This window comes from Pseudomonas siliginis, assembly GCF_019145195.1.
In the GTDB taxonomy this organism is placed as follows: Bacteria; Pseudomonadota; Gammaproteobacteria; order Pseudomonadales; family Pseudomonadaceae; genus Aquipseudomonas; species Aquipseudomonas siliginis.
In genome coordinates, this window is sequence record NZ_JAHSTW010000001.1 from 91,360 (window position 1) to 115,249 (window position 23,890).

A 23,890-nucleotide genomic window follows, 5' to 3' on the forward strand; every position below is an offset into this window, starting at 1 on the left:
CACGTCCATGCAACGCCTCTTCCTTTCGTTGTTGATCTGCCTGGGCTTCGTGCTCCCGGCCACGGCTCAGGCCTGGTGGCAGGACGACTGGCATTACCGCAAGCAGATCGCCGTCGACACCACACCGCAAGGCGCGGCGATCAATCAGGCCCTCGGCCGCACCGCGCTGCTGGTGCGCCTGCACACCGGCAACTTCACCTTCGACGGCGTGAAAGAGGACGGCTCCGATCTGCGCTTTGTCGCCGCCGATGACAAAACCGTGATCAACCACCAGATCGAGAGTTTCGATGCGCTGATGGGCATGGCGCTGATCTGGGTCGATGTGCCGAATGTCGAGGGCGGTCAGCGTCAGGACATCTGGATGTATTACGGCAACCAGAAAGCCCCGGCTACCGGCAACGGCCAACTGACTTTCGATCCGAATTACACCGCGCTGTATCACTTCGACGGCGCCACCGGCACCCCGGCGAAAGACACCACGGCGTACGGCAACACCGCGCAAAGCGCGACCGGCACAGCGATCGATGGCGTCGTCGGCCGTGCCTTGCAGTTCAGCGGTCAGCCGTTGTTGCTGCCGGCCAGTCCGTCGCTGCAACACAACGCTGGTAGCGCGTTCACTTTCAGCGCCTGGCTGCGTCTGGATCAGGCCACTGGCGAGCAACTGATCCTGGCTCGGCGCGAAGGCATGCAAAGTCTGCTGATCGGTGTCAGCCAAGGCCTGCCGTTCGTGGAAATCGACGGCCAGCGCGCTGCCGCCACGCAAGCTCTGGCTCCTTCGCAATGGCAGCACGTTGCGCTGACTGCCGAGGGCTCGAAAGTCACGCTGTACGTTAACGGTCGCGAGAGTGCTGCGTTGGCCCAGGCGATGCCGGCGTTCAACTCGGTCATGGCCATCGGCGCTGATCTGCAGGAAGGCGCGTTCCAGCCATTCGCTGGCGCTATTGATGAACTGCGCCTGTCGAAGGTCGCCCGTCCGGCCGCGCTGTTGCTGGCGGATGCCACCTCGCAAGGCGCCGAGTCGAAACTGGTCGCTTACGGCGTCGATGAAGAACAGTCGGGGTTCGGTTTCGGCAGCCTCGGCTTCCTCCTTAACGCGGTGCCCATCGACGCCTGGGTGATCATCGCCGTGCTGGTGCTGATGATGTTCCAGTCGTGGATCATCATGCTGCGCAAGAACCGCAGCCTCAGTCGCGTCACTGCGGCCAACGAAGACTTTCGCGTGCAATTCGCCAAGGTCGGCACGCGTCTGGAAATGTTCGCCGACGACGCGCAACTGGCTCAGCGTCTGCAGCATTCGTCGCTGTGGCGCCTGTATCTGGTGGCAGTCAAAGAGATCCGCACCCGCCGCGAGCAGGGCGCCGATACCTCGTCGGTTTCCGCCGCGACCATCGAAGCCATTCGCTGCTCGATGGACGGTGTGCGCACCCGCGAGAACCAGCAACTGAGTTCGAAACTCTCGACCCTGTCCAACGCCATCGCCGGCGGCCCGTACATCGGCCTGCTCGGTACGGTGCTGGGGATCATGGTGGTGTTCCTCGGCACGGCAATGGCCGGCGACGTCAACATCAACGCCATCGCGCCGGGCATGGCCGCAGCACTGCTCGCCACGGCGATGGGCCTGTTCGTCGCGATCCCCGCGCTGTTTGGCTACAACCGCCTGATCACCCGCAACAAGGAAGTCAGCGCCGACATGCGCGTGTTCGTCGACGAGTTCATCACTCGTCTGGCGGAGATGCATGGCGAGAGCCAGTTCAGTGAGGCGTCGCACCAGCGCGGCCATCACGCCAACCACTCCGTACCGGCCTGAGGAGCATTGACATGGCGTCCGTAAATGCCTCCCACGACGATGATGACGATGCCGCCGTCGACAGCATCAACATCACTCCGCTGGTCGATGTGCTGATGGTGGTGCTGGTGATGTTCATCCTCACTGCCACCGCGCAGGTCTCCGGGATCCAGATCAACCTGCCCAAGGCCAGCGCTTCGGTGTCGCTGTCGGAGGCCAAGACCAAGGCGATCTCGGTCAACGACGGCGGCCAGGTGTTTCTCGATGCCTATCCGGTGACCTTGGGCGAGTTGGAAGAGCGCCTGCGCATCGAGAAAGCGCAGAGCCCGGATTTTCCGGTGATCGTGCGTGGCGATGCGACGGTGCAGTACCAGAAAGTCATCGAAGTGCTCGACCTGCTGCGCCGGCTCGAACTGTCCCAGGTCGGTCTCGTCACCGGCAAACCGAGTCAGGGCTGAGTCATGACCGCACAACTCCCAATCGAACCGCCGCCCGTGAAAAAGTCGCCGTTGCGCTATGTGAAGTGGGGCGCCGGATTGCTGGTCGGCGCACTCGCCGCGTGGTTCCTCTGGCAGTGGGCCAACGACATGGCCGGCGTGCGTCGCGAAGCGCCGAAGGTGCCGACGATCATTCCGTTGCCGCCACCGCCACCACCGCCGCCGGAGAAACCGCCAGAGCCGGAAACGCCGGTGGAAGAAAAAGTCGTCGAGCCCGAGCCAACGCCGGAGCCGGAGGAGGTCAAGCCTGAAGAAGAGGCGCCGCCATCGCCGGCCGACGATCTGGCCAACCCGATGCAAATGGACGGCGACGCGCAGTCCGGTAGCGACGCTTTCAACATCGGCGCAGGCAAGGGCGGCGGCATGGCTGGCGCGGGTGGTGGGCGTTTGGGCACGGGCACGTACAGCCAGTTTCTCGCGTTCACCTTCCAGCGTTTGCTGCGTGAGAACCCCGAGCTGCGCAACCTCGCATTCTCGCTGCAGGCCGATGTCTGGCTGAGCAGCGTCGGCGAGATCACCCGTGTCGAGCTGATCAAGTCCAGCGGCAACCCGCAAATCGATACCCAGGTGCTGGCCGCTTTACGCGGTGCGCCAGCCCTCAGCGAACGGCCTCCGGCCTCTATCACTTTGCCCGTGCGCCTGTCCCTGCAAGGGCGGCGTCCGGGTTAATTCACTTATTCAAGCTTTGGCAAAAGGAGTTGTGTGCAGATGATTTCCAACGTGAATCGATTGTCCCTGGCGGTCGGCATGGTCATTGCGACCCTGGTCGGTCAGGCCGTGGCAGCGCCTGCGCCGTCGGAGAACGCCACGATCAATCTGATCCGCTTGCTGGTCGAGCAGGGCATTCTCAAGCAGGACAAGGCCGACGCGCTGATCGCCCAGGCGCAGAACGAAGCGGCGCAGGCCAAACAGGCTGCCGCGTCCACCGCGGTCGCGGCCGGGCCGGTCGCCGCGCCGGGGGATGTGCGCGTGCAGTACGTACCGGCAGCGGTGCGCGACCAGATCCGCGATCAGGTCAAAGCCGAGGTGATGGCCACCGCCAAACAGGAAAACTGGGCAGCGCCGAATACCTTCCCGGACTGGGCCTCGCGCATCAGCTTCGACGGCGACATTCGTCTGCGTGACGAATCGCGTTACTACTCGGGCAACAACAGCAACGAAATCGTCGACTTCGCCAAGCTCAATAACAATGGCCCGTACGACGTAAACCCCAACAGCAGCACCAGCCTGCCGCCGTTGCTCAATACCCGCGAAGACCGCGAAAACCTCTTTCGCCTGCGCGCTCGTCTGGGCATGAAAGCGGTGATTTCGGAGGAATGGACCGCCGGCATTCGCATCGGCACCGGTTCGGACAACAACCCGGTATCGACCACGCAGAACCTCGGCGGCGGCTTCGCCAAGAAGGACATCTGGCTCGATCAGGGCTACCTGACCTGGAAGCCAATGGACGAATTGACTCTGACCGGCGGACGCTTCGCCAACCCGTTCATGTCCACCGACATGCTCTATTCCAACGACCTGAATTTCGACGGTGTGGCGGCGATCTTCGACCACAAGCTCAACCGCGATTGGGGTGTGTTCGGCACGGTCGGCGCGTTCCCGGTGGATTACACCAACGACACCTCCAGCAGTAACGGTTTCGACAAGGAAGAGAGCGACAACAAATGGCTGTATGGCGCGCAGCTCGGCGCGAAGTGGGCGATCAATAGCAACAACCGCCTCAAAGGCGCGCTGGCCTATTACCGCTTCGACGACATTCAGGGCCAGCGCTCCAGCCCCTGCGAACCGTGGGCCGGCGCGCCGGGCTGCGACAGCGATGGCACCCGCGCAGCGTTCATGCAGAAGGGCAACAGCGTGTTCCTGCTGCGTGACATCACGCCGAACCCGCTCAACCCGAGCGCCACGCCGCAGCCGCAATTCGTCGGGCTTGCGTCCGAGTTCAACCTGCTCGATCTCAACGTCGTGTGGGACGCCGACCTGCCGCAGGACTTCAAACTGCGCAGCCAAGGCAACTACATCCACAACCTCAGCTACGACGAAGGCGACATGCGCAAGCGTTCCGCCGGGCAGATCGTCAACAACCTCGACAGCAACGGCGAGATCGAAAGCGGCGCCAATGCATGGATGGTGCAGTTCACCCTCGGCAACGCACTGGACCTCAAACGCAAGGGCGACTGGAACCTGTTCGCCGGCTACAAGTACATCCAGCCGGACGCCTTGCCGGACGGCTTCAACGACTCCTCGTTCCACCTCGGCGGCACCAACGCCAAGGGCTATTTCATGGGCGGCAACTACGGCCTGGCGAAGAACGTTTCCGCCACGGGTCGCTGGATGAGCACCGAAGCGGTGTACGGCGCGCCGTTCGACATCGACGTCTTGCAGCTTGAGATCAACACGCGCTTCTAAGGCGCCGGGAGAGCTTTATGAACACGCGTTTTCTCGCGCTGGGCCTGGGTTTGCTGCTTGCCACCGGGGCGAACGGCGAAGGCATGGAAGAACGCCTGCGCACGCAATTGCGCAGCACCACCCAGCAATTGCAGGCCCTGCAAAGTCAGCAGGCCCAGGCCAGCGCCGCGCAACTGGCGGCGCAGAACGAGGCCAAGGCAGCCCAGGCGCAGATCAAGCAGCTGACTGCCGAACTGACCAAGGCCAAAGGCCTCGCCGAGCAACTCGCAGGGCAGCAACAGAGCCTGCATAGCCAGGCGCAGGCGCAAGTCGCGGCCAGTGCCGAGCAGACCGGCAAGTTCAAGAAAGCCTACGACGAGTTGCTGGTCCTCGCTCGCGGCAAGGAAGCCGAACGCTCGAAGCTGCAAGCGCAACTGGCGGAACGTGACACACAAGTGCAGCAATGTTCAGCCAAGAATCAGCAAATGTACGGCGTCGCCAAACAGATCCTCACGGCCTACGAAAACATCGACGTCGCCGAAGTGATGAAGATCCGCCAGCCCTTCGCCGGCAGCGCCCGGGTCAAGTTCGATGAACTGGCGCAAGGCTTTGGCGACGAGCTGTACAAAACCCAATTCGACGCGCCGCAAGCGGCGATCGCTCACTGATAGCAAGGAAGAAAGCCATGACTCAATTGATCACCCACGTTTCCCCGCAATCGCTGACCGACGTTCTGCAAGCCGCCGGTTATCGTGTCAACCAGAGTGAACAGAACGGCATCGTCCAGTTGCTCAGCGCCAGTCAGGGCATCGGCTACGCCGTGCGTTTCGGCAACCCGGCGGTGGAGCAGGGCAGCTTTGTTGATTTCACCTTCAGCTGTGCGCTGCGCGTGCAGGGCGACTTGCCCCAGGGCGTGGCCGAGCAGTGGAACGCTACGCGGCGGTTTGCACGGTTGTCGTTGCAGGGCGAGTTTCTGCTGATGGAAATGGACGTGGTCGTGGCCGCTGGGGTGAGCAACGAGCACCTGCGCGGCAATCTGGAACTGTGGGATCGCCTGTTGCAGGAATTCATCGTTTACCTGCGCGACTTCAGCCAGACCAATGGTGTGCAAACCGCCAAATCCGCTGTCGCCGAACAAGAGGAAGTCGCACTGTGAAAAAGCCTGCCATGGTGATCGGCGCCGGAGCGCTGGCGTTGTTGGTGGTGGCCGTGGCATTGGTGCTGCGGCCGGGCAGTGATCCGGTCGCCGCTCAGCAGCCCTCGCCGGTGATGGCGGTTGCAGCCGGGCCAGCAGTGGCGCGGTTAGGCAATCAGCAGGTTTCGCCAGAGGAATTGCAGGCGCTGCTGGCCACCGTCCCGGCGCAAACCCGCGAACAGCTGCGCGGCAACCGTGAGGCGCTGGAGCGCTGGATTCGTGCGCGGCTGGCGGAAAAAGCCGTGCTTGAACAGGCCGATGCGCAGGGTTGGGCGCAGCGGCCGGACGTTGCCCGGCAGACTCGCGCAGCGACTGAGCAAATCGTGTTTCGTGATTATTTGCGCTCGGTGAGTCAGGTGCCGGCGGAGTATCCGAGCGCAGCTGAATTGCAGCAGGCGTACGACGCCGGCAAGGCCAATTGGCAGACGCCGCCGATGTACCGGGTCAGTCAGATTTTCCTTGGCGTCAGTGACGCAGCGAATGTGGAAACAGTGCGCAAACAAGCCGCTGAATTGAGCAAGAAGGTGCAGACAGCACCGGGCGATTTTGCGGCGCTCGCTACGCAATATTCGCAGGATCGCGTCACGGCAGAGCGGGGCGGTGATACCGGCCTGCAACCGTTGCAACAACTGGTGCCGGAAGTGCGTGGCGCTGTGGCGCGGCTCAAGGTCGGCGCCGTGTCTGATCCGGTGCAAAGTGCCGCCGGCTTCCACGTGATCAAGCTCACCGAACAACAACCGGCCCGCACCGCGACGCTGGAGGAACTGCGCGACCAACTGACCCAGGCCCTGCGCGCACAACGCCAGGAACAGATCGCCCAGGCTTACCTGGACGGCATGCTCAACACCGCCACCCTGAGCATCGACGGCGCTGAACTGAACAAAATCCTCGAGGAAAAACACTGACGTCAGCCAAACACCATTCACCCCTGTGGGAGCGAGGCTGCTCGCGAATGCGGTGGGTCAGTCAGCGAGGATGTTGAATGTGCCAACGTTTTCGCGAGCAGGCTCGCTCCCCCAATGAGAATCCGGTGTATTCAGAGCAACCACATTAGATCGACAGGGAGTCATCAATGTCATTCACCGAACCCGCAGGACGCGACGCCGCCAGCGTTCACCTTTCGCCGCGAGACAACTCCGAACCCTGGCTCAACCAGGCCGCGACCATCGACAGCGAAGTCGCCCAATATTTCCTCGTCAGCGCCCGCTGCGGTTGCTTCATGCAAGCCGCGCGCAGCCTGAATGTGCGCTCGACGCTGCTGCGCAAACAACTCGCGCAACTCGAACAACAACTGCAACACAGCCTGTTCAGCTTCCAGGGTAGCGCCCTAACGCTCACCCGCGAAGGCCAACAGTTGCAGGCCCGACTCATCACCCTGGCCCACGAACGCAAACTCCCGGTCATCGAACAGCCACTGATCCGCCTCGCCGTCGCCGCATCCATCCTCCACGACATCCTCGGCCGCGACCTCATCGCGTTGCTGCGCCGCAATGCCAGCCTGCGTCTGGAAATTATTGCTCTGGATAGCGAACTGGCCCGGCGTGCGGTCAGTGCTGACATCGTCCTCTGGCTCGCTTCTGGCGAGCGCCCAAACCCCGGCCCGACCTTTTCCACCAGCGAACCGCAACACCTCGCGCGGATCGAGTATCTGCCGCACATTGCCAAGCGCTATTCACGGGTGACAGCGCGACCGGAAACGCCGGAAGATCTGGCGGACTTCATGCTGGTGCAGTGGCAGTGTGATCGGCAGGTTGAGAGCTTTCGGCCTTGGAATGAGTTGGTGGAGGAGAGGTTGGCTGGGGTGGTGCAGATGCAATCTTATGAGTTGATGCTGGAGATGATCCGGTGCGGCGCCTGCATTGGCTTGCTGCCGGCGTATATGAGCCGCTTCGACCGTGGCCTCATCGCACTGCCCGGATTATTCGCCGAAGCGATGCAGCTACACGCGTGGCTCGCCGTAAACACCGACTCGCAAAACTCCCCCGAAATCAAAGCCCTCATCGACCTCATCCAGCAAACCTTCAACGAACGCCACGAATGGTTCCAGCCCTGATGCGGTCCTCCTGTCGTAGCGAGCCTGTTCGCGAAGGCGATGTAGATCCGGGCGCGTTTTCTTCGACTTAAACGACCGCAGATGCCAGAGCGCAAACCTGCGGCCAACGCCTGCGAACCCCTTGCCCAAACGCACGCATAGCGTGCGGTTCGGGAAGGGATGCGGAGCTTCTTGGTGGCGTTGTTTGCTGCAGATGAATGTGATTAAGCTACCTCGATCACCCACACTGCGTTGTCCTGGAACTTGCAAACATAAGCGTGTTTACCATCCTTACTAAAGGCCATTTCGGTAGGGAAGCGGCCTACGTCGATGTTCCTGCGTACTTGAAGCGTTGCCGTATCAATTACCGCGATCATGCCATCTCTGCAGGAGGCGTACAGAAGGCTACCGTCCTGACTGAAAACGAGGTTTTGTGGACCGTGTGGGACTTCGATTTTCGCCAACACTTGCTTTAAATCCTGGTCAAACACCCAGACCTTAGTGCTTTGGTCCTGACTGACATAAACGCGGGTACCGTCCGGGCTGACAGCGACGTAAAAGCCTCTAAGATCAAACGCGACTCCAGTCGAGGTTTGATTTGTTTTAGTGTCAATCAACCGAACCGCCAGCCTGTCGGGACAAGTGAAATACGCGCGGGTACCGTCCGGACTGAAAGCAATATGATACGGATGGCCGTCGACCGAGAAGGTGGTCAGGACTTCATTCGTCGACGTATCAATGACAGAGATGCTTTTATCACTGGCATTACAAACATATGCACGGGTACCGTCCGGATTGACGGCGATCCCGGACGCGGCAAGTCCGACTTGAACTCTCTTCACGACGGTACTGCTCGCCGTGTCAATCACCAAAACCGTGTCTCCAGTACTGCCCATGTAAGCGCGCTTACCATCCGGCCTAAAGGCGATATGCCTGGCTATGTACGGGATTTTGGCGCTGACCTTATTTGTTGCGGTGTCAATCACCCATACTGATTCTTCTTCAAAATGGGCGACATAAGCCCGGGTACCGTCCGGGCTGATGGTGATGTACCTCGGTTCGTATCCGACCTTGATTTCGGCGATTGGCGTGGGCTCAACCGAGTTAGCTGATACAGGACTGCTACCGGTAATATCGAGTTCTTGAACGAGGGTATCTTTGGGACTGGACATGGCGCTGACTCCGTTCTGTGAAGTGACGGAATGAGTTAATGCGCGTTGGCGAAATTGCGCACCTGTCAAAGTTGACAGGTGCGCAGTGGTATCCGACGAGTGGTTGTCGCCGCGAACCGGCCCGCAGCCACGCTTGGAATGCGGTCAAACTGTGGGAGCGAGCCTGCTCGCGAAGGGGCCAGAATGGACACCCAACAGCTCAGCTTTCCTGCATTACTGTGGCAACTCCAGATTATCCAGCACCCGATTCACCGCCAATTCCCCGAGCATGATCAACTGCGCGATCCCCATCAGCGTGCGGCGTTGCGATGGCTTGACCAGTCCGGCGAATTCCTGGGCGATGGTTTTGGCCGAGGCGAGGGTTTCGCAGGCGTTGGCCAGCAGGTCTTCGTTTTTGGTGTCGGCGGTGACGGCGTACATGGCGCGGGGGCTGAGGGGCGGTGGGGTGGAGCCGGGTGGGCAGAGGTAGTGGTCGAGGGCGCGGTCGGCGGCTTGGTGGAGTTTTTTTGAGTCGAGGGATTCGTAGGGGGAGGTGGGGTCGGATTCGGGTGGGTTGGGTGTTGGTTTGATCATGGTGAAGCCTCTAGAGTGGTGAAGCTGCCACCGTTCGCTGCTAACGAAGGAGGTGGCGGCTGTACGCGGGTTAGCAGACCAGGACTCTAGAACCCGGCGCACCGAAGTGCCCCACGCAAAGCCGCCATAACGGCAAGACCTTGTGCGTCTAGAGATAACCCGGGCTGCTAAACCCGATCACTGAACATTCAGCGATCGGACCACAATAGAATCCGCCCCCAAGGCGCACAAGCCGGCGGATTCTGACTTGGCTGTAGGCAATGGCGCAAGGGTTTGTAGCCTGGAAGGCGTGTCAGCGCGTGTCTTTTAAACGCCTTGGTTTAAATCAAAAAATTGCGCCAAACCTGTCGGCCCTTTCGCGATCAGAAGAGATGCCTTGATCATGCCCGCTGCTTAAATCACCGGTTGGATAGATCCGCCCCATATTTATGAGTAAAGCTTGAAGGTGTCAAAATAAAAGCCTGTACCCGTTGCAGGCGGTGCGGGTATGTATGGAATGATCCTGATTTTTCGAATGTCTTTGCCCGAGAAATCAATATTTTTCTGGCTTGGAGTTGGCGAGGCTACCATGTCAAACTTTCCCAAAAGTTGGTTTTGAATGTCTAGAAATTCGATGGAGCCTACAGTTTGATGAAAATTATTTATATTAACGGCGCAATACCAGAAATTCACTGCATGGTAATTTGAGTGAAGGTGCAGAGTGAATTCGCTCACGTATGGCGCTGTATTTGTAACCGTGTAGAGCGCTTGGTTTTGCATCTCTTCGGTTATCGGGAGAGGGGGGTTCGAAGGCTTGTCTTGAAGCTTGAGTAAAAAAAGTGTGCCTTTAGTGCATGCAAATTTCATTAACGGGCTATCTATTGACTGACCTGCAGTAATCGTAAAAGAGCGTAATAAATCAAAGTTTTCTAATGTATAGCTCGGATTCGCAGTGAATACATATGTTCGCGCAGGAAAAAATATTTCAGTATTGTTGTTCGCGTCGGCTTCTGGTTTCGTGCCAAAGTTGATATTTAGCTTGCTTTGGCTTTTAAGTGTACGCAGCCACTCCATTGGTGCTGCCACAGATAATCCGTCGGTCGAATAATGGGGTTGCCCGTTATATATCACTTGTTCCGTGCTATTTCCCTCGGTGTCAATGCCTTCCAACTTCAAAAAAACCGGATTTCCACTTTCCTGAAATGACCATCTGCTGACAATTATTTCAGCGTTGTCCGGAAGTAGATCAATATTGAGTTGATCACCGGTTTCCCCTGCAATATTTGGCGTCGGCAACCGCGGGTCGTACTCGGCTATGGCATTGATAACCAACGTCAACTCCGGCGAATTCCCCACCGGGTCACCGTCACTGATCAACGTCCAGTAAAAACTTCTACTGCTTCCCCGGCGCGCCACCAGAAACGCTGAACTGAGCGAAAAATCAGCCTGTTTACCTGGATCAAGCGCCAGTACCGGAAACGGTTTACTCCCCGGCAACGGATCATGTTCCTTGAGCTGCGCTTGTTGCCCTGGTAACGCTTCCGGAAACATGACACGCAAGATGACACCTTGTACGTAGGCCAGGACATCGATGGGGGTGACAGCTGGAGACAGCAATACTGGCGGCTGCATGGCCACAACATTGATCGTATAGACATCGGAACTCTGCCCCGCTCCATACAGTTCCTTCGCCACGAAAACGTGTGTGGTCTTATCTAGCGCGGTAATGAGCAGCGTCCAGACGCCTGTTACCGGGTCGGCAGTCGGCTGCCCCTTTGAAGTAATGCCATCCAGTACATCGACTTTCTGCCCTTTGGCAGCAACCCCGCTCAAGGTTATGGCGGTTTCGACGGTGGTGCCGCCGTTGGGAATCTCCTCGCCGTTGTCAGTAGCTGTAATCGAATCAATCGTCGGCGCAACATCCGCTGTCACCGTAAAACTCCGCGCGCCAGAATCCACCTCACCACTGTGATACAACGATCTCGCAAATAACCGGTGCTTCCCTTCGGCAACAGTTACTTCCCGTGTCCAGATTCCCGTCAGCGGGTCGGCCGTCGCTCGGCCTTTGGCAACCGCGCTCGACCCATCATCATCGAACACCTCAATCTCCAGCCCCTTACTCGCAGTTCCCGACAACGTTAAGTTAGTGCTGACCGTCCATCCCCCTTCCAGCACTTCCTCACCGTTCGAGTCCAATACCCTGTCCAGTGTCGGCACAACCAGTTCCACAGACTTGATCGTGTAAACCCGATCCGGAAATTTCACTGCGTTCGTTTCGATATTGCTTTTGTCGAGCGCCACCAGGTATTTAAGCGTCAGCGTCGTGCAATGCCCCAATTGAACGAGATAACTGTTTGCCAGTGTCTGTGGCCAGAAACCCTGGTTGATCCAAGTGCTGTTGACTCTAGCTGGCAACCCAGCCCAGAGAGTCAAGTCATGTGCAGTGCCATCAGCCTTCTTACCCTCAAGCCGCAGCCAGCAGGGCTGTTCGGCTTCAATCAAGGTATGCAGCAGCGCATGAATGGTTGCGTTTTTGGTGCCAAGCGCCGTTATGTCGAGAAAATTGTTGGCATCGGCCTCGACAATTTTCGGGGGGTTCAAGGCGGTTGCCGGCAGCGGCAGAATGTCCAGCAGCAACACAGCCGACTCCACGGGTTTGTCGTCGCGGTCGATAAAATAACTGACTGCAACCCGTTGGCCCAGGCTGTAGGCGAGCACCGAGCGCGGTACCGCAATCTCCAGGCCGGCACTGACCAGCCGAGGCGGGCTTGGGTAGGAGCCTTCAGGGACAGCCGTCGCGCCTTGCCAGTTCACCCACAACGTGTCGGTGGGCAGTAACGAACCCTGCGGTACGAGGACTCTGATTTCCGGAGTGGTCGGACTGAACTGATTGCCGTTCATGCCACGGACGGTGGGTGCCAGCAGAGAAAGGCGACCGAGGTGAATGTCCACGCGCTTTTCACCTGACATGACGGCATTGCCCAATTGGTCAAATACTCTGAATTCCGCCACAGCATTCGGGTTGTCACCGGCACGCTGGAAGGTATCGGTGAGCAGGGTCAGGTTGATCGGGGCCGGCGCGTCGGGCACGTCGAAGCGCACGGTGGTATCGCCGAGCGCAAAAACGATGGAGTCGAAGTGGCGTCGGTTGGTGTAAGTAAACGCAAATGTCACACCTCGTGCGGCGAGCTCCGGCCCCACGCCTTCACGTACTACTTCCGGCGGAATGATCAGATCCAGAGATTCCGGCAGACGCAAATGGTAGAGGGCTAGCGTGTCCCGAGACGATTCATCGTTACCTCCTACGCGCGTGACCTTGTAATACAGGCGATTGACGCCCTGATTGAGCCAGCCGTGGGGCAAGTACAAGCGCACCCGCTGTTGTTCTTCGCCCGGGGCAACGGTCTTGCCCGTTGCGGGAGTAGGGTTGTCGTTGACGTACAGATCGACGCGGTCATCAGCGGCCATGGTCCAGGAAGCGAGCTGCATTTCCGTCCACGGATCTATCAGACATTCCAGACCCTGCGTCTCGCCATCGTAAAGCACCTTGGGAATCCCGCCTTGGGCAATGCCCTGCGGCTTCACCGGTGTGACCCAGCCCCTGATGATGACCGGATACAAGACAAACAATTCGTTGAAAATCGAAGACTGGATATCCATGGAAGCGCTCCCTGAGAATTTTGCCGTGCCGTGCCGTGCCGTGCATTGAATGGGATCCATCTCACTCCAGTTTGAAAAAAAGCACACCTGTCAGATCTGACAGGTACAAGCGGTATTCAGACGAGCGGTCGAGCCGGCTCTTGTTTGCGCGGTTGTTGTGGGAGCGAGCCTGCTTGCGAATTTGTCGTAATGTTCGGTTGCAACGCTGACTGCTCCGACGCTTTCGCGAGCAGGCTCGCTCCCACAGGAATCTTCATTGCTTACGCATTGATCTTTCCCGCGCTCCGCGTGGGAATGCAGCCCGGGACGCTCTGCGTCCCCCCAGAACTGGAACGCGGAGCGTCCCTTGAGGCATTCCCACGCAGAGCGTGGGAACGATCATCAAAGGCCCGCTACTGCGGCAACTCCAGATTATCAAGCACCCGATTCACCGCCAGTTCGCCGAGCATGATCAACTGCGCAATCCCCATCAGCGTTCGGCGCTGGGATGGCTTGACCAATCCGGCGAACTCCTGGGCGATGGTTTTCGCTGAGGCGAGGGTTTCGCAGGCGTTGGCCAGCAGGTCTTCGTTTTTGGTGTCGGCGGTGACGGCGTACATGGCGCGGGGACTGAAGGGTGGCGGGATAGAGTCGGGTGGGCAGAGGTAGTGGTCGAGGGCGCGGTCGGCGGCTTGGTGAAGTTTTTTTGAGTCGAGGGATTCGTAGGGAGAGGTGGGGACGGTTTGGGGTGGGTTGGGTGTGGGTTTGATCATGGTAAAGCTCCTAGAGTCAACGGAGCTGCCACCTTTCGCTGCGATACGAAATGGTTGGTGGCAGCTGTACGCGGGTCGCAGACCGGGACTCTAGAACCGGCAGACCCGAAGGTCTCCCACGTACAGCCGCCATAAAAACAGCGGGTGTTGTGCGTCCAGAGATCGACGGGCTGCGAGACCCGATCGCTGATTCGTCAGCGACCGCACCACAATAGAACCCGCCCCCAAGGCGCACAAGCCGGCGGATTCTGGCTTGGCTGTAGGCAACGACGCAAGGATTTGTAGCCTGGAAGGCGTGTCAGCAGGTGTCATTTAAACAGCGGTGTTTAAAAAGCAAAAAATTGGCGACAGCACGGTAGACGTTTTTGCCGGGAAGCAGGTGTTGGCTATGAGGTCGCTTTCGCGAGCAGGCTCGCTCCCACAATTTCATCTCGCCAGATTCCAGATCAGCGGTTTAGAGTGACCAGCCACACGCTGATCACGGACCGATCCCATGTCAGACCCAACCTCCACGATCCATCTCGAACGCTCCAACGAATCCCACCTCGAGGGTATCACCGCGCTTTACAACGACCCCGTCGTTGCACGGCAAGTGCTGCAAATGCCGTTTCAATCCACCGAGGTCTGGCGCCAGCGACTGCAGGCCGACAACGAGCGCGCGCTGAAACTGGTGGCGCTGCATCAGGGCGTGGTGATCGGCAATCTGGGCCTGGAAGCTTATTCACGCATGCGCCGCGCCCACGCCGGCAGTTTCGGCATGGCAGTCGGGGCGGCTTGGCAGGGCAAGGGCGTCGGTTCGATGTTGTTGGCGGCGGCGCTGGAGGTCGCCGATAGCTGGATGAATCTGCACCGCGTCGAACTCACGGTCTACGCCGATAACGAGGCAGCCATCGGCCTTTACCGCAAGTTCGGTTTCGAGGCCGAAGGGCTGTTGCGTGATTACGCGGTGCGCGACGGGCAGTGGGTCGACACCCTGAGCATGGCCCGTCTACGCAATAGCCCGAAAGCCTGAGTCAGTCGCCCAGTGCGAACGCCACTGCCGACTGCGCGTGCAGTTCAGTGGTGTCGAGCAGGGGCAAGGCGCTGTGTTCGGGTTTGATCAGCAGACCGATTTCGGTGCAGCCGAGGATGATCGCCTGGGCGCCACGGGCGGTCAGGGATTCGATAACGCTTTGATAGATTTCTCGCGATTGTTCACTGATCACACCCACGCAGAGTTCGTCGTAGATGATCCGGTGCACCTGTTTGCGTTCGGCATCATCCGGCACCAGTACGGTCAGGCCTTGGGCGATCAGACGCTGCTTGAGAAAGTCCTGCTCCATGGTGAACGCGGTGCCGAGCAACCCGACGGTGCGCGCTTCGATTTCCAGTGCAGCCTGCGCGGCGGGTTCGGCAATGTGCAAAAACGGAATGCTGATCGCGGCCTGAATCTGCTCGGCGACCTTGTGCATGGTGTTGGTACACAGCACCACGCATTCTGCGCTACCAGCCTCAAGCCTGCGTGCGGCATCCACCAGAATCGCCGCTGCATCGTCCCAGCGCCCGGCGTGCTGGGCCTGTTCGACCGGACCGAAATCGACGCTGTACATCAGCAACTGCGCCGAACGCAAAGGGCCGAGGCGCTCGCGAACCTGTTGGTTGATCAGGCGATAGTATTCGGCGCTGGACTCCCAGCTCATGCCGCCGATAAGGCCGATGGTGCGCATTGAATTTCCTCAAGCAAATGTCAGTGTCGGGCATTCAGGTGTGCCCGAAGTTTCCTTCTGTTCGAGACTCGACGCCAGTACCGACTGACTGTACCGCCGATCTTTCCCGCAACTGTGCATCTGCAAGAACTAAACGTACGCCGCGCCGGGGATCTGCCACTATCAACCTTCGCAGGTCCTTTCCGAGGAACACCGCAATGAACGACATACAGCAACTGGGCGAAATGCTTCGCCACTATGCCGAAAGCGAAGCGCACAAGAAGCAACTGTTCACCACGCAATCGGCTGCTTGGGCGGCTCGGATTGGCGCGCTGTTCGACGAGATCGAGCAATGGCTTGAGCCGGTCAAGGCGCCCAATCTGCTGGAGGTAAGCCGCGAGGCGTATGTCGCGTCCGGGCCGAGCGTGCCGGTGGAGACCTCGACGTTCAAGACGGAAAAATTGAGCATTGTGATTGCCGGCAAACCGGTGGAGTTTGTGCCGGATGTGATGGGCAGCGGCGGGCAGATTTCCCTGGCAGTGATGGGGCTGACGGCGGCCCGGTATGGGAGCATTTCCCTGGTTGGCTTGGCGGATGGTGCGTGGCAGTGGCGCAAGACCAATGGTTTGAAGGATCCGGATACCTTTGCCTTCGATGCCGATTTCCTCGCCCAGCAACTGCAAAGCCTGATTCCTCGCGATCGCAGCTGACTGCACGCGACGTCTGTAGGAGTGAGCCTGCTCGCGATAGCGGTGGGTCAGTCACCTCATTTGAACCTGACAAAACGCTATCGCGAGCAGGCTCACTCCTACAGGGGGTGAGGCGTAGACCGGGGAAACCCTTAGGTTCGGTGCCAATCCGGCATTTTCCCTTGGGTCACTGATGGCCTTTTGGTAGAGTCGCCGTCGCCAGCGGGTTTTCGGCTGGACGATGGAACCGAAGAAGGGAGTCTTATCAGTGAGTCCGGGTAAAAAAATCCTCGGTCTCACGGCGTCGCTTTTGCTGCTGACGCTGTGGGCCAGCTACTTTTATGTATTCAAGGAAAACCGCGACGGTCAGCTCGGCGGTGTCGGCGAAAGCACCGCGTGGTGCGGCACGCCACCGACCAGTGCAGCGGCGTTGCTGGGCAAGGATCAACTGACCTTGCGCGTCACCAACAACCTGCGCGGCGAATTCATGGTTGGCGGCTCGCTGGTGGTTTCCGAACGAACCTTCAACCGCTACGACCTGGGCCGCAACGAACTGCGCCTGCGTCTGGAACCGCTGCAGTGGTCGTTCGGCGTCACGCCGATCTTCCTCGAGCAGGTCAAGGTGCAGCCGTTGAGCCGCAACCTCTCGTCGACCAATAAAAGCGCCTTCGCCGAACTTGAGCCTCGCGCAATCGGCGTGCATGCTCAGACTGCCGCGTTCCCGTTCGATACCTATCGCTACGGCTATAAACCGGTGCTGTATTACCTCAAGGGCAGCGAGCGCATCGATCTGCGCTTCAAGAACATCACCACGCTGATGGAGATGTCCAACACCTTCACGCCGATCCAGAAGTACAACCGCGCCGACTACATCAACGAGAAAAACTCGATGATCCGCGATGAGGACTACAAGCCGTACGGGGCGCATGAGTGCGCGTTCAGCGTCGAACGCAAAGGCTCGTTCAAGGTGGTGGTGCTGTTGCTTCTGCTGGTGCTGTGCCTGCCGCTGATGCTGGTGTTCTACCGCGATGAACCGGGGATCGACTTTCTCGCGACGCTGGTGGGGATTGCGGTGGTGCGCACATTGCTGATCGGGCCGGTGGAAGATTTCCAGCTGTACAACATCGATTTTCTGTTTGGTGCGGCGATTTTGCTGGTGGGAACGGTATCGCTGATCAAGGCGATGCGCGCCAATAGCCGGCGAGAGATGGCGTTGCGCAGTGGCGAGACATCGTCCTGGTAATACCGGTTGGCGAGGCACACGCGCTGTCGGATGTGAACTTTGCAATTGGCCATCGCATTTGCCGGGGTTTTGGCTATACCTGTATCTCCCCTATGCAAAATGTCTTGGCCTTCTCAAAGGAATTACAGCATGAAGCTAGCCGTCGTGATGGGCACGCTGTGCATTGCCACCCTTGGCGTGGTGGGTTGTTCCAGCAAAACCGTCGAGCCTGACCAGTATTCCGGCTTTCTCAAGGATTACAGCCAGCTGAAGGAGGCCAAGTCACCCTCTGGTGCCGAGGTGATGCGCTGGATGGACCCGAAACTCGACATCAATAAATTTACCAGCGTTTACGTAGAGCCAAGCCAGCTCTACCCGAAGCCGCAAGCCACCGAGAAAATCCCCCAGCAGACTCTCAATGGCATCACCAGTTATTACGATCAGGCGCTCAAGCGCGAACTCGGCAAATCGCTGCCTTTGGCCGCAGGTCCCGGACCGGGCGTAATTGTGGTGCGTCCGGCGATTACCGCAGTCAGCAGCAAGACCGAAGGCCTGCAAGTCTATGAAGTGATTCCGATCGCACTGGTCGCCGCAGCAGTAAGCACGGCCACTGGGATCCGCGACCAGGAAACCACGCTGGCCACCGAAGCGGTATTCATGGACGGCGCGACCAATCATGTCATCGCGCAGGTGGTGCGCAAAGGTACCGGCAAACCGCTGGAAAACTCTTCCCAGGTGATGAAAGCCGACGACATGAAAGCGGTGATCGATGGCTGGGCAAGCGATCTGCATCAGTCGTATCTGAAACTCAAATCTGAAAGCAAATGATGCAGTAAGGCTGGTTGCCTTTTCGCGAGCAGGCTCGCTCCCACTGGACACGTATTCAGTATGGGAGTGAGCCTGCTCGCATTTCGGTGTATCAGTTTCGAGTGTGCTGCCTGACACAACGCTTTTGCTAGCAGGCTTACCCCTTCAGGGAAGCTGCGGCGGGTTGTATACAATGTCACCGCTCAGCACCCAACAATTTCAAACAGGGCATAGGTCGTCAGCCGATTTCGTGGTTAACTTCCGCCTCTTGCATGCTTTCCAATCAAAAAACAGAAGGACTCAAGTCATGGCTCAAGTCACCCTCAAAGGCAATCCGGTTCAAGTCAACGGCCAGTTGCCACAAGCCGGTTCCAAGGCGCCAGCCTTTTCCCTGGTAGCCGGCAATCTGTCCGACGTTACCCTGCAAGACTTCGCCGGCAAGCGCAAAGTCCTCAACATCTTCCCAAGCGTCGACACCCCGACCTGCGCCACCTCCGTGCGCAAGTTCAACGCCCAGGCCAACGACATCAGCAACACCGTGGTGCTGTGCATCTCCGCTGACCTGCCATTCGCCCAGGCGCGCTTCTGCGGTGCTGAAGGCCTGGAAAACGTACAGAACCTGTCGACCCTGCGCGGCAGCGAGTTCATCGAAAACTACGGCGTAGCCATTGCTGACGGCCCATTGAAAGGCCTGACCGCTCGCGCCGTTGTGGTGCTGGACGAAAACGACACCGTCCTGCACAGCGAACTGGTCAAGGAAATCGCCGAAGAGCCTAACTACGAAGCGGCACTGTCCGTTCTCAAGTAAGGCTTTTACAATTGTTAACGGCCTGGCCCTGTCCAGGCCGTTTTCATTTGTGTATCAGGGTTTTGCCTCACACCTTGAAACGTAAGTGGAAGGTAAATTGCCGGTAAAGCTGCTTTGCTTAAATCCACTCAGTGCTTATCGTTCAGCCTCCCGTAATAGAAGCCCACGCGCCCAATGGTCAATAACTCCATGCAATCGTCCCCCCGCAAATCCCGTCGCTGGCTGATCAGCCTGCTGGTCCTGTTGGTCATCGCTGTCCTGTGCTGGAAATTCTGGCCCGCCGGCTCTGCTGACAAGGCGGGCGGCGACAAAGCGGCCGCCGGGCATACCGGGCGCTCGGGGATGATGCGGCCGGGCTTCGGCGGCGGTACCGGGCCGATTCCGGTGCGTGTGGCGCCGGCGGTGAAGGGCGACTTCCCGCTGTATTACAAGGCACTGGGCACGGTCACCGCGCTCAATACCATCAACGTGCGCAGCCGGGTGGGCGGCGAACTGGTGAAGATTCATTTCGAAGAAGGGCAGATGGTCAAGGCGGGCGACCTGTTGGCCGAGATCGATCCGCGTCCTTACCAGAATGCTTTGCTCCAGGCCGAAGGCACGCTGCTGCAGAATCAGGCGCAACTGAAAAACGCCCAGGTCGACGTCGAGCGTTACCGCGGTCTGTATAAAGAAGACAGCATCGCCAAACAGACCCTCGACACCGCCGAAGCGCTGGTTGGCCAGTACCTGGGCACGGTCAAGACCAATCAGGCCGCGGTCAACGATGCCAAGCTCAATCTCGAATTCACCAAGATCCGCGCGCCGATTGCCGGCCGCGTCGGTCTGCGTCAGGTCGACGTCGGCAACCTCGTCGCCGCCAACGACACCACGTTCCTCGCGGTGATCACCCAGACGCAACCGATCAGCGTGGCCTTCACCTTGCCGGAAAACAGCCTCGACACCGTGCTGGCCCGTTACCGCAGCGGCGCCAAATTGCCTGCCGAAGCGTGGGATCGAGGCGACACCAAGCTGCAGGCTACCGGTGTGCTGCAAAGCTTGGACAACCAGATCGACGTGGCCACCGGCACCCTCAAGTTCAAGGCCCGCTACGACAATCGCGACCAGTCGCTGTTTCCCAATCAGTTCGTCAACGTCCATTTGCTGGCCGACACGCTCAAAGATGTAGTGCTCGCGCCGTCGGCAGCGATTCAGTTCGGCACCAACGGCACCTTCGTCTATGCGCTCGACGGCGACAAGAAAGTCACCATTCGCCAACTGAAAATCGGTGCCAGTGACGGTGACAACACCGTGGTTACCGAAGGCCTCGCCGCGGGTGATCGCGTTGTGCTTGAAGGCACCGATCGCCTGAAGGAGGGCAGCGAAGTCGAAGTGGTCAATGACAGCAGCGAAGTGCCGACCTCGCCGACCGAACACCTGCAAGGCAAATCCGCCGCCAATCCTGATGCGACCACAGCCGATAAGGCCAAGAAGGGCGCATGAACATTTCGCGGCTGTTCATCCTCCGTCCGGTAGCCACCACCCTGAGCATGCTGGCCATTGTTCTGGCCGGCCTGATCGCTTATCGCCTGCTGCCGGTTTCGGCCTTGCCGCAGGTCGATTACCCGACCATCCGCGTCATGACCCTGTACCCCGGCGCCAGTCCGGACGTGATGACCAGCGCCGTCACCGCGCCGCTTGAACGTCAGTTCGGGCAGATGCCGGGCCTCACACAAATGGCCTCGACCAGCTCCGGCGGCGCTTCGGTGCTGACCCTGCGTTTCAGCCTCGACATCAACATGGACGTCGCCGAACAGCAGGTGCAGGCCGCGATCAACGCCGCGACCAACCTGCTGCCCACCGACCTGCCGGCGCCGCCGGTGTACAACAAGGTCAACCCGGCGGACACCCCGGTGCTGACCCTGGCCATCACTTCGAAAACCATGCTGCTGCCCAAGCTCAATGACTTGGTCGATACGCGCATGGCGCAGAAGATCGCCCAGATCAGCGGCGTCGGCATGGTCAGCATTGCCGGCGGTCAGCGTCAGGCGGTGCGGATCAAGGTCAACCCCGAAGCGCTGGCGGCCAACAGCCTCAACCTGTCGGATGTGCGTACGCTGATCGGCGCCTCCAACGTCAACCAGCCGAAAGGCAACTTCGATGGCCCGACCCGGGTGTCGATGCTCGATGCCAACGACCAACTGACCTCGCCCGAGGACTACGCGAATCTGATCCTGACCTACAAGAACGGCGCGCCGTTGCGGCTCAAGGACGTCGCGGAAATCGTCGATGGCGCCGAGAACGAGCGTCTGGCCGCGTGGGCCAACCAGAATCAGGCGGTGCTGCTGAACATCCAGCGTCAGCCGGGCGCCAACGTCATCGAAGTGGTCGATCGCATCAAGGCCTTGCTGCCAAGCATCACCGACAACCTGCCGGCCGGCCTCGACGTCACGGTGCTGACAGACCGCACCCAGACCATCCGCGCCTCGGTCACCGACGTGCAACACGAACTGCTGATCGCCATCGCGCTGGTGGTCATGGTCACGTTCCTGTTTCTGCGCCGCGCCAGTGCGACGATCATTCCCTCGGTCGCCGTGCCGCTGTCGCTGATCGGCACCTTTGGCGTGATGTACCTCGCCGGTTTCTCGGTGAACAACCTGACGTTGATGGCGCTGACCATTGCCACCGGTTTCGTGGTCGACGACGCCATCGTCATGCTCGAGAATATTTCGCGCTTCATCGAGGAGGGCGACAGTCCGATGCAGGCCGCGCTCAAGGGCGCGAAACAGATCGGCTTCACCCTGATTTCCCTGACTCTGTCGCTGATCGCCGTACTGATTCCGCTGCTGTTCATGGCCGACGTGGTGGGGCGCCTGTTCCGCGAATTCGCCATCACCCTGGCGGTGGCGATCCTGATTTCCCTGGTGGTGTCGCTGACCCTGACGCCGATGATGTGTGCGCGACTGCTCAAGCGTGAACCGCAAGAACACGAGCAAGGCCGTTTCTACCGCGCCAGCGGTGCGTTCATCGACTGGATGATCAAGGAATATGGGCGGATGCTGCGCTGGGTACTCAAGCATCAGCCGCTGACCTTGCTGGTCGCCATCGGCACGCTGGCGTTGACGGTGTTCCTGTACGTGATCGTGCCGAAGGGTTTCTTTCCGGTGCAGGACACCGGGGTGATTCAGGGCATTTCCGAAGCGCCGCAGTCGATCTCTTTCGCGGCGATGGGCGAGCGGCAGCAGCAACTGGCGAAGATCATTCTTGAAGATCCGGCGGTGCAGAGCCTGTCGTCCTACATTGGCGTCGACGGCGACAACGCCACGCTCAACAGCGGCCGCTTGCTGATCAACCTCAAGCCCCACGGCGAGCGCGATCTGACGGCCAGCGAAGTGATCGCTCGCCTGCAACCGCAACTGGACAAACTGGTCGGCATTCGTTTGTTCATGCAGCCGGTGCAGGACCTGACCATCGAGGATCGGGTCAGCCGCACCCAGTACCAGTTCAGCATGTCCTCGCCGGACTCGGAATTGCTCAGCCAGTGGAGTGGCCGTCTGGTCGAAGCCCTGGCGCAGCGTCCGGAGTTGACCGACGTTGCCAGTGATTTGCAGGACAAAGGCTTGCAGGTCTATCTGGTGATTGACCGTGACGCCGCATCGCGCCTGGGCGTGTCGGTGGCGAATATCACCGATGCGCTATACGACGCCTTCGGCCAGCGGCAGATTTCGACCATTTATACTCAGGCCAGCCAGTACCGCGTGGTGCTGCAAGCCCAGGCCGGGGAGAAGATCGGCCCGCAGGCACTGGATCAGATTCACGTCAAGACCACCGACGGCGCGCAGGTGCGCCTGTCGAGTCTGGCGCATGTCGAAGAGCGTCAGGCGCAATTGGCGATCACCCACATCGGCCAGTTCCCGGCGGTGATGATGTCGTTCAACCTCGCGCCGGGCGTGGCGTTGGGGCATGCCGTGGATATCATCGAGCAAGTGCAGCAGGACATCGGCATGCCGGTCGGCGTGCAGACTCAGTTCCAGGGCGCGGCGCAGGCGTTCCAGGCTTCGCTGTCGAGCACCTTGCTGCTGATTCTGGCGGCGGTGGTGACCATGTACATCGTCCTCGGCGTGCTCTACGAGAGCTACATCCACCCGATCACCATTCTTTCGACCTTGCCGTCCGCCGCAGTCGGTGCCTTGCTGGCGTTGCTGCTCAGTGGCAACGACCTGGGCATGATCGCGATCATCGGCATCATTCTGTTGATCGGTATCGTCAAGAAGAACGCGATCATGATGATCGACTTCGCCCTCGACGCTGAACGCACCCAGGGCATGGCCCCGGCGGAGGCGATCTATCAAGCGGCGTTGCTGCGCTTCCGACCGATTCTGATGACCACACTGGCAGCGTTGTTCGGCGCGGTGCCGCTGATGCTGGCCACTGGGTCTGGTGCTGAATTGCGTCAGCCGTTGGGTCTGGTGATGGTCGGCGGCTTGTTGGTGAGCCAGGTGTTGACGCTGTTCACCACGCCGGTGATTTACCTGGCTTTTGATCGGTTGGGGCGGCGTTGGACCAAGCCTGTCGCGGGAGAGGTGGTGTGAGCGGCGTGGTGAAAGCAGCTGCAAGCTGCAAGCTTCAAGCTGCAAGAAAACAGCAGCCTGCGCGCGCAGGAAGAGCTTGT

General features: G+C 59.6%; 20 protein-coding genes. 15 read left to right on the plus strand and 5 right to left on the minus strand.

Annotated features, from left to right (window positions below; all coding sequences use genetic code 11):
• Nucleotides 1-7 precede the first annotated feature (7 nt).
• From KVG87_RS00425 to KVG87_RS00460, 8 genes are all read left to right on the plus strand, one after another.
• On the plus strand, nucleotides 8-1,807 hold the full coding sequence (locus KVG87_RS00425; RefSeq protein WP_217848518.1) for a DUF2341 domain-containing protein: 1,800 nt from the start codon (nucleotides 8-10) through the stop codon (nucleotides 1,805-1,807).
• An 11-nt stretch (nucleotides 1,808-1,818) separates the two neighbouring features.
• The gene (locus KVG87_RS00430; RefSeq protein WP_047228946.1) at nucleotides 1,819-2,244 is read left to right on the plus strand and encodes an ExbD/TolR family protein; all 426 of its coding nucleotides are present in this window, start codon (nucleotides 1,819-1,821) and stop codon (nucleotides 2,242-2,244) included.
• Between the two features lie 3 nt (nucleotides 2,245-2,247).
• Nucleotides 2,248-2,952, plus strand: coding sequence for an energy transducer TonB family protein (locus KVG87_RS00435; protein WP_095179904.1), 705 nt, complete (start codon nucleotides 2,248-2,250; stop codon nucleotides 2,950-2,952).
• Nucleotides 2,953-2,991: 39 nt separating this feature from the next.
• Nucleotides 2,992-4,689 (plus strand): putative porin, encoded by a 1,698-nt coding sequence (locus tag KVG87_RS00440; RefSeq protein ID WP_024012852.1) that lies wholly within the window; start codon nucleotides 2,992-2,994, stop codon nucleotides 4,687-4,689.
• A 17-nt stretch (nucleotides 4,690-4,706) separates the two neighbouring features.
• Complete coding sequence (locus KVG87_RS00445; protein ID WP_217848520.1) at nucleotides 4,707-5,336, plus strand: DNA repair protein; 630 nt, start codon at nucleotides 4,707-4,709, stop codon at nucleotides 5,334-5,336.
• Nucleotides 5,337-5,353: 17 nt separating this feature from the next.
• Entirely contained in the window at nucleotides 5,354-5,824 is a 471-nt protein-coding gene (locus KVG87_RS00450; RefSeq protein WP_217848523.1) for a YbjN domain-containing protein, read from the plus strand.
• Nucleotides 5,821-6,768, plus strand: a complete 948-nt coding sequence (locus KVG87_RS00455; RefSeq protein ID WP_217848525.1) for a peptidylprolyl isomerase — start codon at nucleotides 5,821-5,823, stop codon at nucleotides 6,766-6,768. Before KVG87_RS00450 ends, KVG87_RS00455 begins: the two co-directional genes overlap by 4 nt.
• A 167-nt stretch (nucleotides 6,769-6,935) precedes the next feature.
• Nucleotides 6,936-7,916, plus strand: coding sequence for a substrate-binding domain-containing protein (locus KVG87_RS00460; protein WP_217848527.1), 981 nt, complete (start codon nucleotides 6,936-6,938; stop codon nucleotides 7,914-7,916).
• 203 nt (nucleotides 7,917-8,119) lie between these two features.
• On the opposite strand, the gene KVG87_RS00465 is transcribed toward KVG87_RS00460, so the two are convergent.
• From KVG87_RS00465 to KVG87_RS00480, 4 genes are all read right to left on the minus strand, one after another.
• Nucleotides 8,120-9,067, minus strand: a complete 948-nt coding sequence (locus KVG87_RS00465) for a cytochrome D1 domain-containing protein (protein ID WP_076563115.1) — start codon at nucleotides 9,065-9,067, stop codon at nucleotides 8,120-8,122.
• Nucleotides 9,068-9,280: 213 nt separating this feature from the next.
• Complete coding sequence (locus KVG87_RS00470) at nucleotides 9,281-9,640, minus strand: DUF6124 family protein (protein ID WP_217848529.1); 360 nt, start codon at nucleotides 9,638-9,640, stop codon at nucleotides 9,281-9,283.
• A 426-nt stretch (nucleotides 9,641-10,066) separates the two neighbouring features.
• Nucleotides 10,067-13,279, minus strand: coding sequence for a hypothetical protein (locus tag KVG87_RS00475; RefSeq protein WP_217848542.1), 3,213 nt, complete (start codon nucleotides 13,277-13,279; stop codon nucleotides 10,067-10,069).
• Nucleotides 13,280-13,671: 392 nt separating this feature from the next.
• Complete coding sequence (locus tag KVG87_RS00480) at nucleotides 13,672-14,031, minus strand: DUF6124 family protein (RefSeq protein WP_217848544.1); 360 nt, start codon at nucleotides 14,029-14,031, stop codon at nucleotides 13,672-13,674.
• Between the two features lie 493 nt (nucleotides 14,032-14,524).
• On the opposite strand from KVG87_RS00480, the gene KVG87_RS00485 reads away from it, so the two are divergent.
• Nucleotides 14,525-15,043 (plus strand): GNAT family N-acetyltransferase, encoded by a 519-nt coding sequence (locus KVG87_RS00485; RefSeq protein ID WP_217848546.1) that lies wholly within the window; start codon nucleotides 14,525-14,527, stop codon nucleotides 15,041-15,043.
• Nucleotide 15,044: 1 nt separating this feature from the next.
• Here KVG87_RS00485 and KVG87_RS00490 read toward each other — a convergent pair whose 3' ends face one another.
• Entirely contained in the window at nucleotides 15,045-15,737 is a 693-nt protein-coding gene (locus KVG87_RS00490; RefSeq protein WP_217848548.1) for an aspartate/glutamate racemase family protein, read from the minus strand.
• A 197-nt stretch (nucleotides 15,738-15,934) separates the two neighbouring features.
• On the opposite strand from KVG87_RS00490, the gene KVG87_RS00495 reads away from it, so the two are divergent.
• The 6 genes from KVG87_RS00495 to KVG87_RS00520 all read left to right on the plus strand — a co-directional run bounded on the left by KVG87_RS00495 (nucleotide 15,935) and on the right by KVG87_RS00520 (nucleotide 23,810).
• A complete protein-coding gene (locus KVG87_RS00495) occupies nucleotides 15,935-16,426 on the plus strand; it encodes a hypothetical protein (protein WP_217848550.1) in 492 nt (163 codons plus the stop codon).
• Nucleotides 16,427-16,673: 247 nt separating this feature from the next.
• Nucleotides 16,674-17,648 (plus strand): hypothetical protein, encoded by a 975-nt coding sequence (locus KVG87_RS00500; RefSeq protein WP_217848552.1) that lies wholly within the window; start codon nucleotides 16,674-16,676, stop codon nucleotides 17,646-17,648.
• 129 nt (nucleotides 17,649-17,777) lie between these two features.
• Nucleotides 17,778-18,455 (plus strand): DUF3313 domain-containing protein, encoded by a 678-nt coding sequence (locus KVG87_RS00505; RefSeq protein ID WP_039760442.1) that lies wholly within the window; start codon nucleotides 17,778-17,780, stop codon nucleotides 18,453-18,455.
• 286 nt (nucleotides 18,456-18,741) lie between these two features.
• Nucleotides 18,742-19,242, plus strand: a complete 501-nt coding sequence (tpx, locus tag KVG87_RS00510) for a thiol peroxidase (protein WP_076563099.1) — start codon at nucleotides 18,742-18,744, stop codon at nucleotides 19,240-19,242.
• Nucleotides 19,243-19,416: 174 nt separating this feature from the next.
• A complete protein-coding gene (locus tag KVG87_RS00515; RefSeq protein WP_217848554.1) occupies nucleotides 19,417-20,721 on the plus strand; it encodes an MdtA/MuxA family multidrug efflux RND transporter periplasmic adaptor subunit in 1,305 nt (434 codons plus the stop codon).
• Nucleotides 20,718-23,810, plus strand: coding sequence for an MdtB/MuxB family multidrug efflux RND transporter permease subunit (locus tag KVG87_RS00520; RefSeq protein ID WP_041481000.1), 3,093 nt, complete (start codon nucleotides 20,718-20,720; stop codon nucleotides 23,808-23,810). Before KVG87_RS00515 ends, KVG87_RS00520 begins: the two co-directional genes overlap by 4 nt.
• The last annotated feature ends 80 nt before the right edge of the window (nucleotides 23,811-23,890 follow it).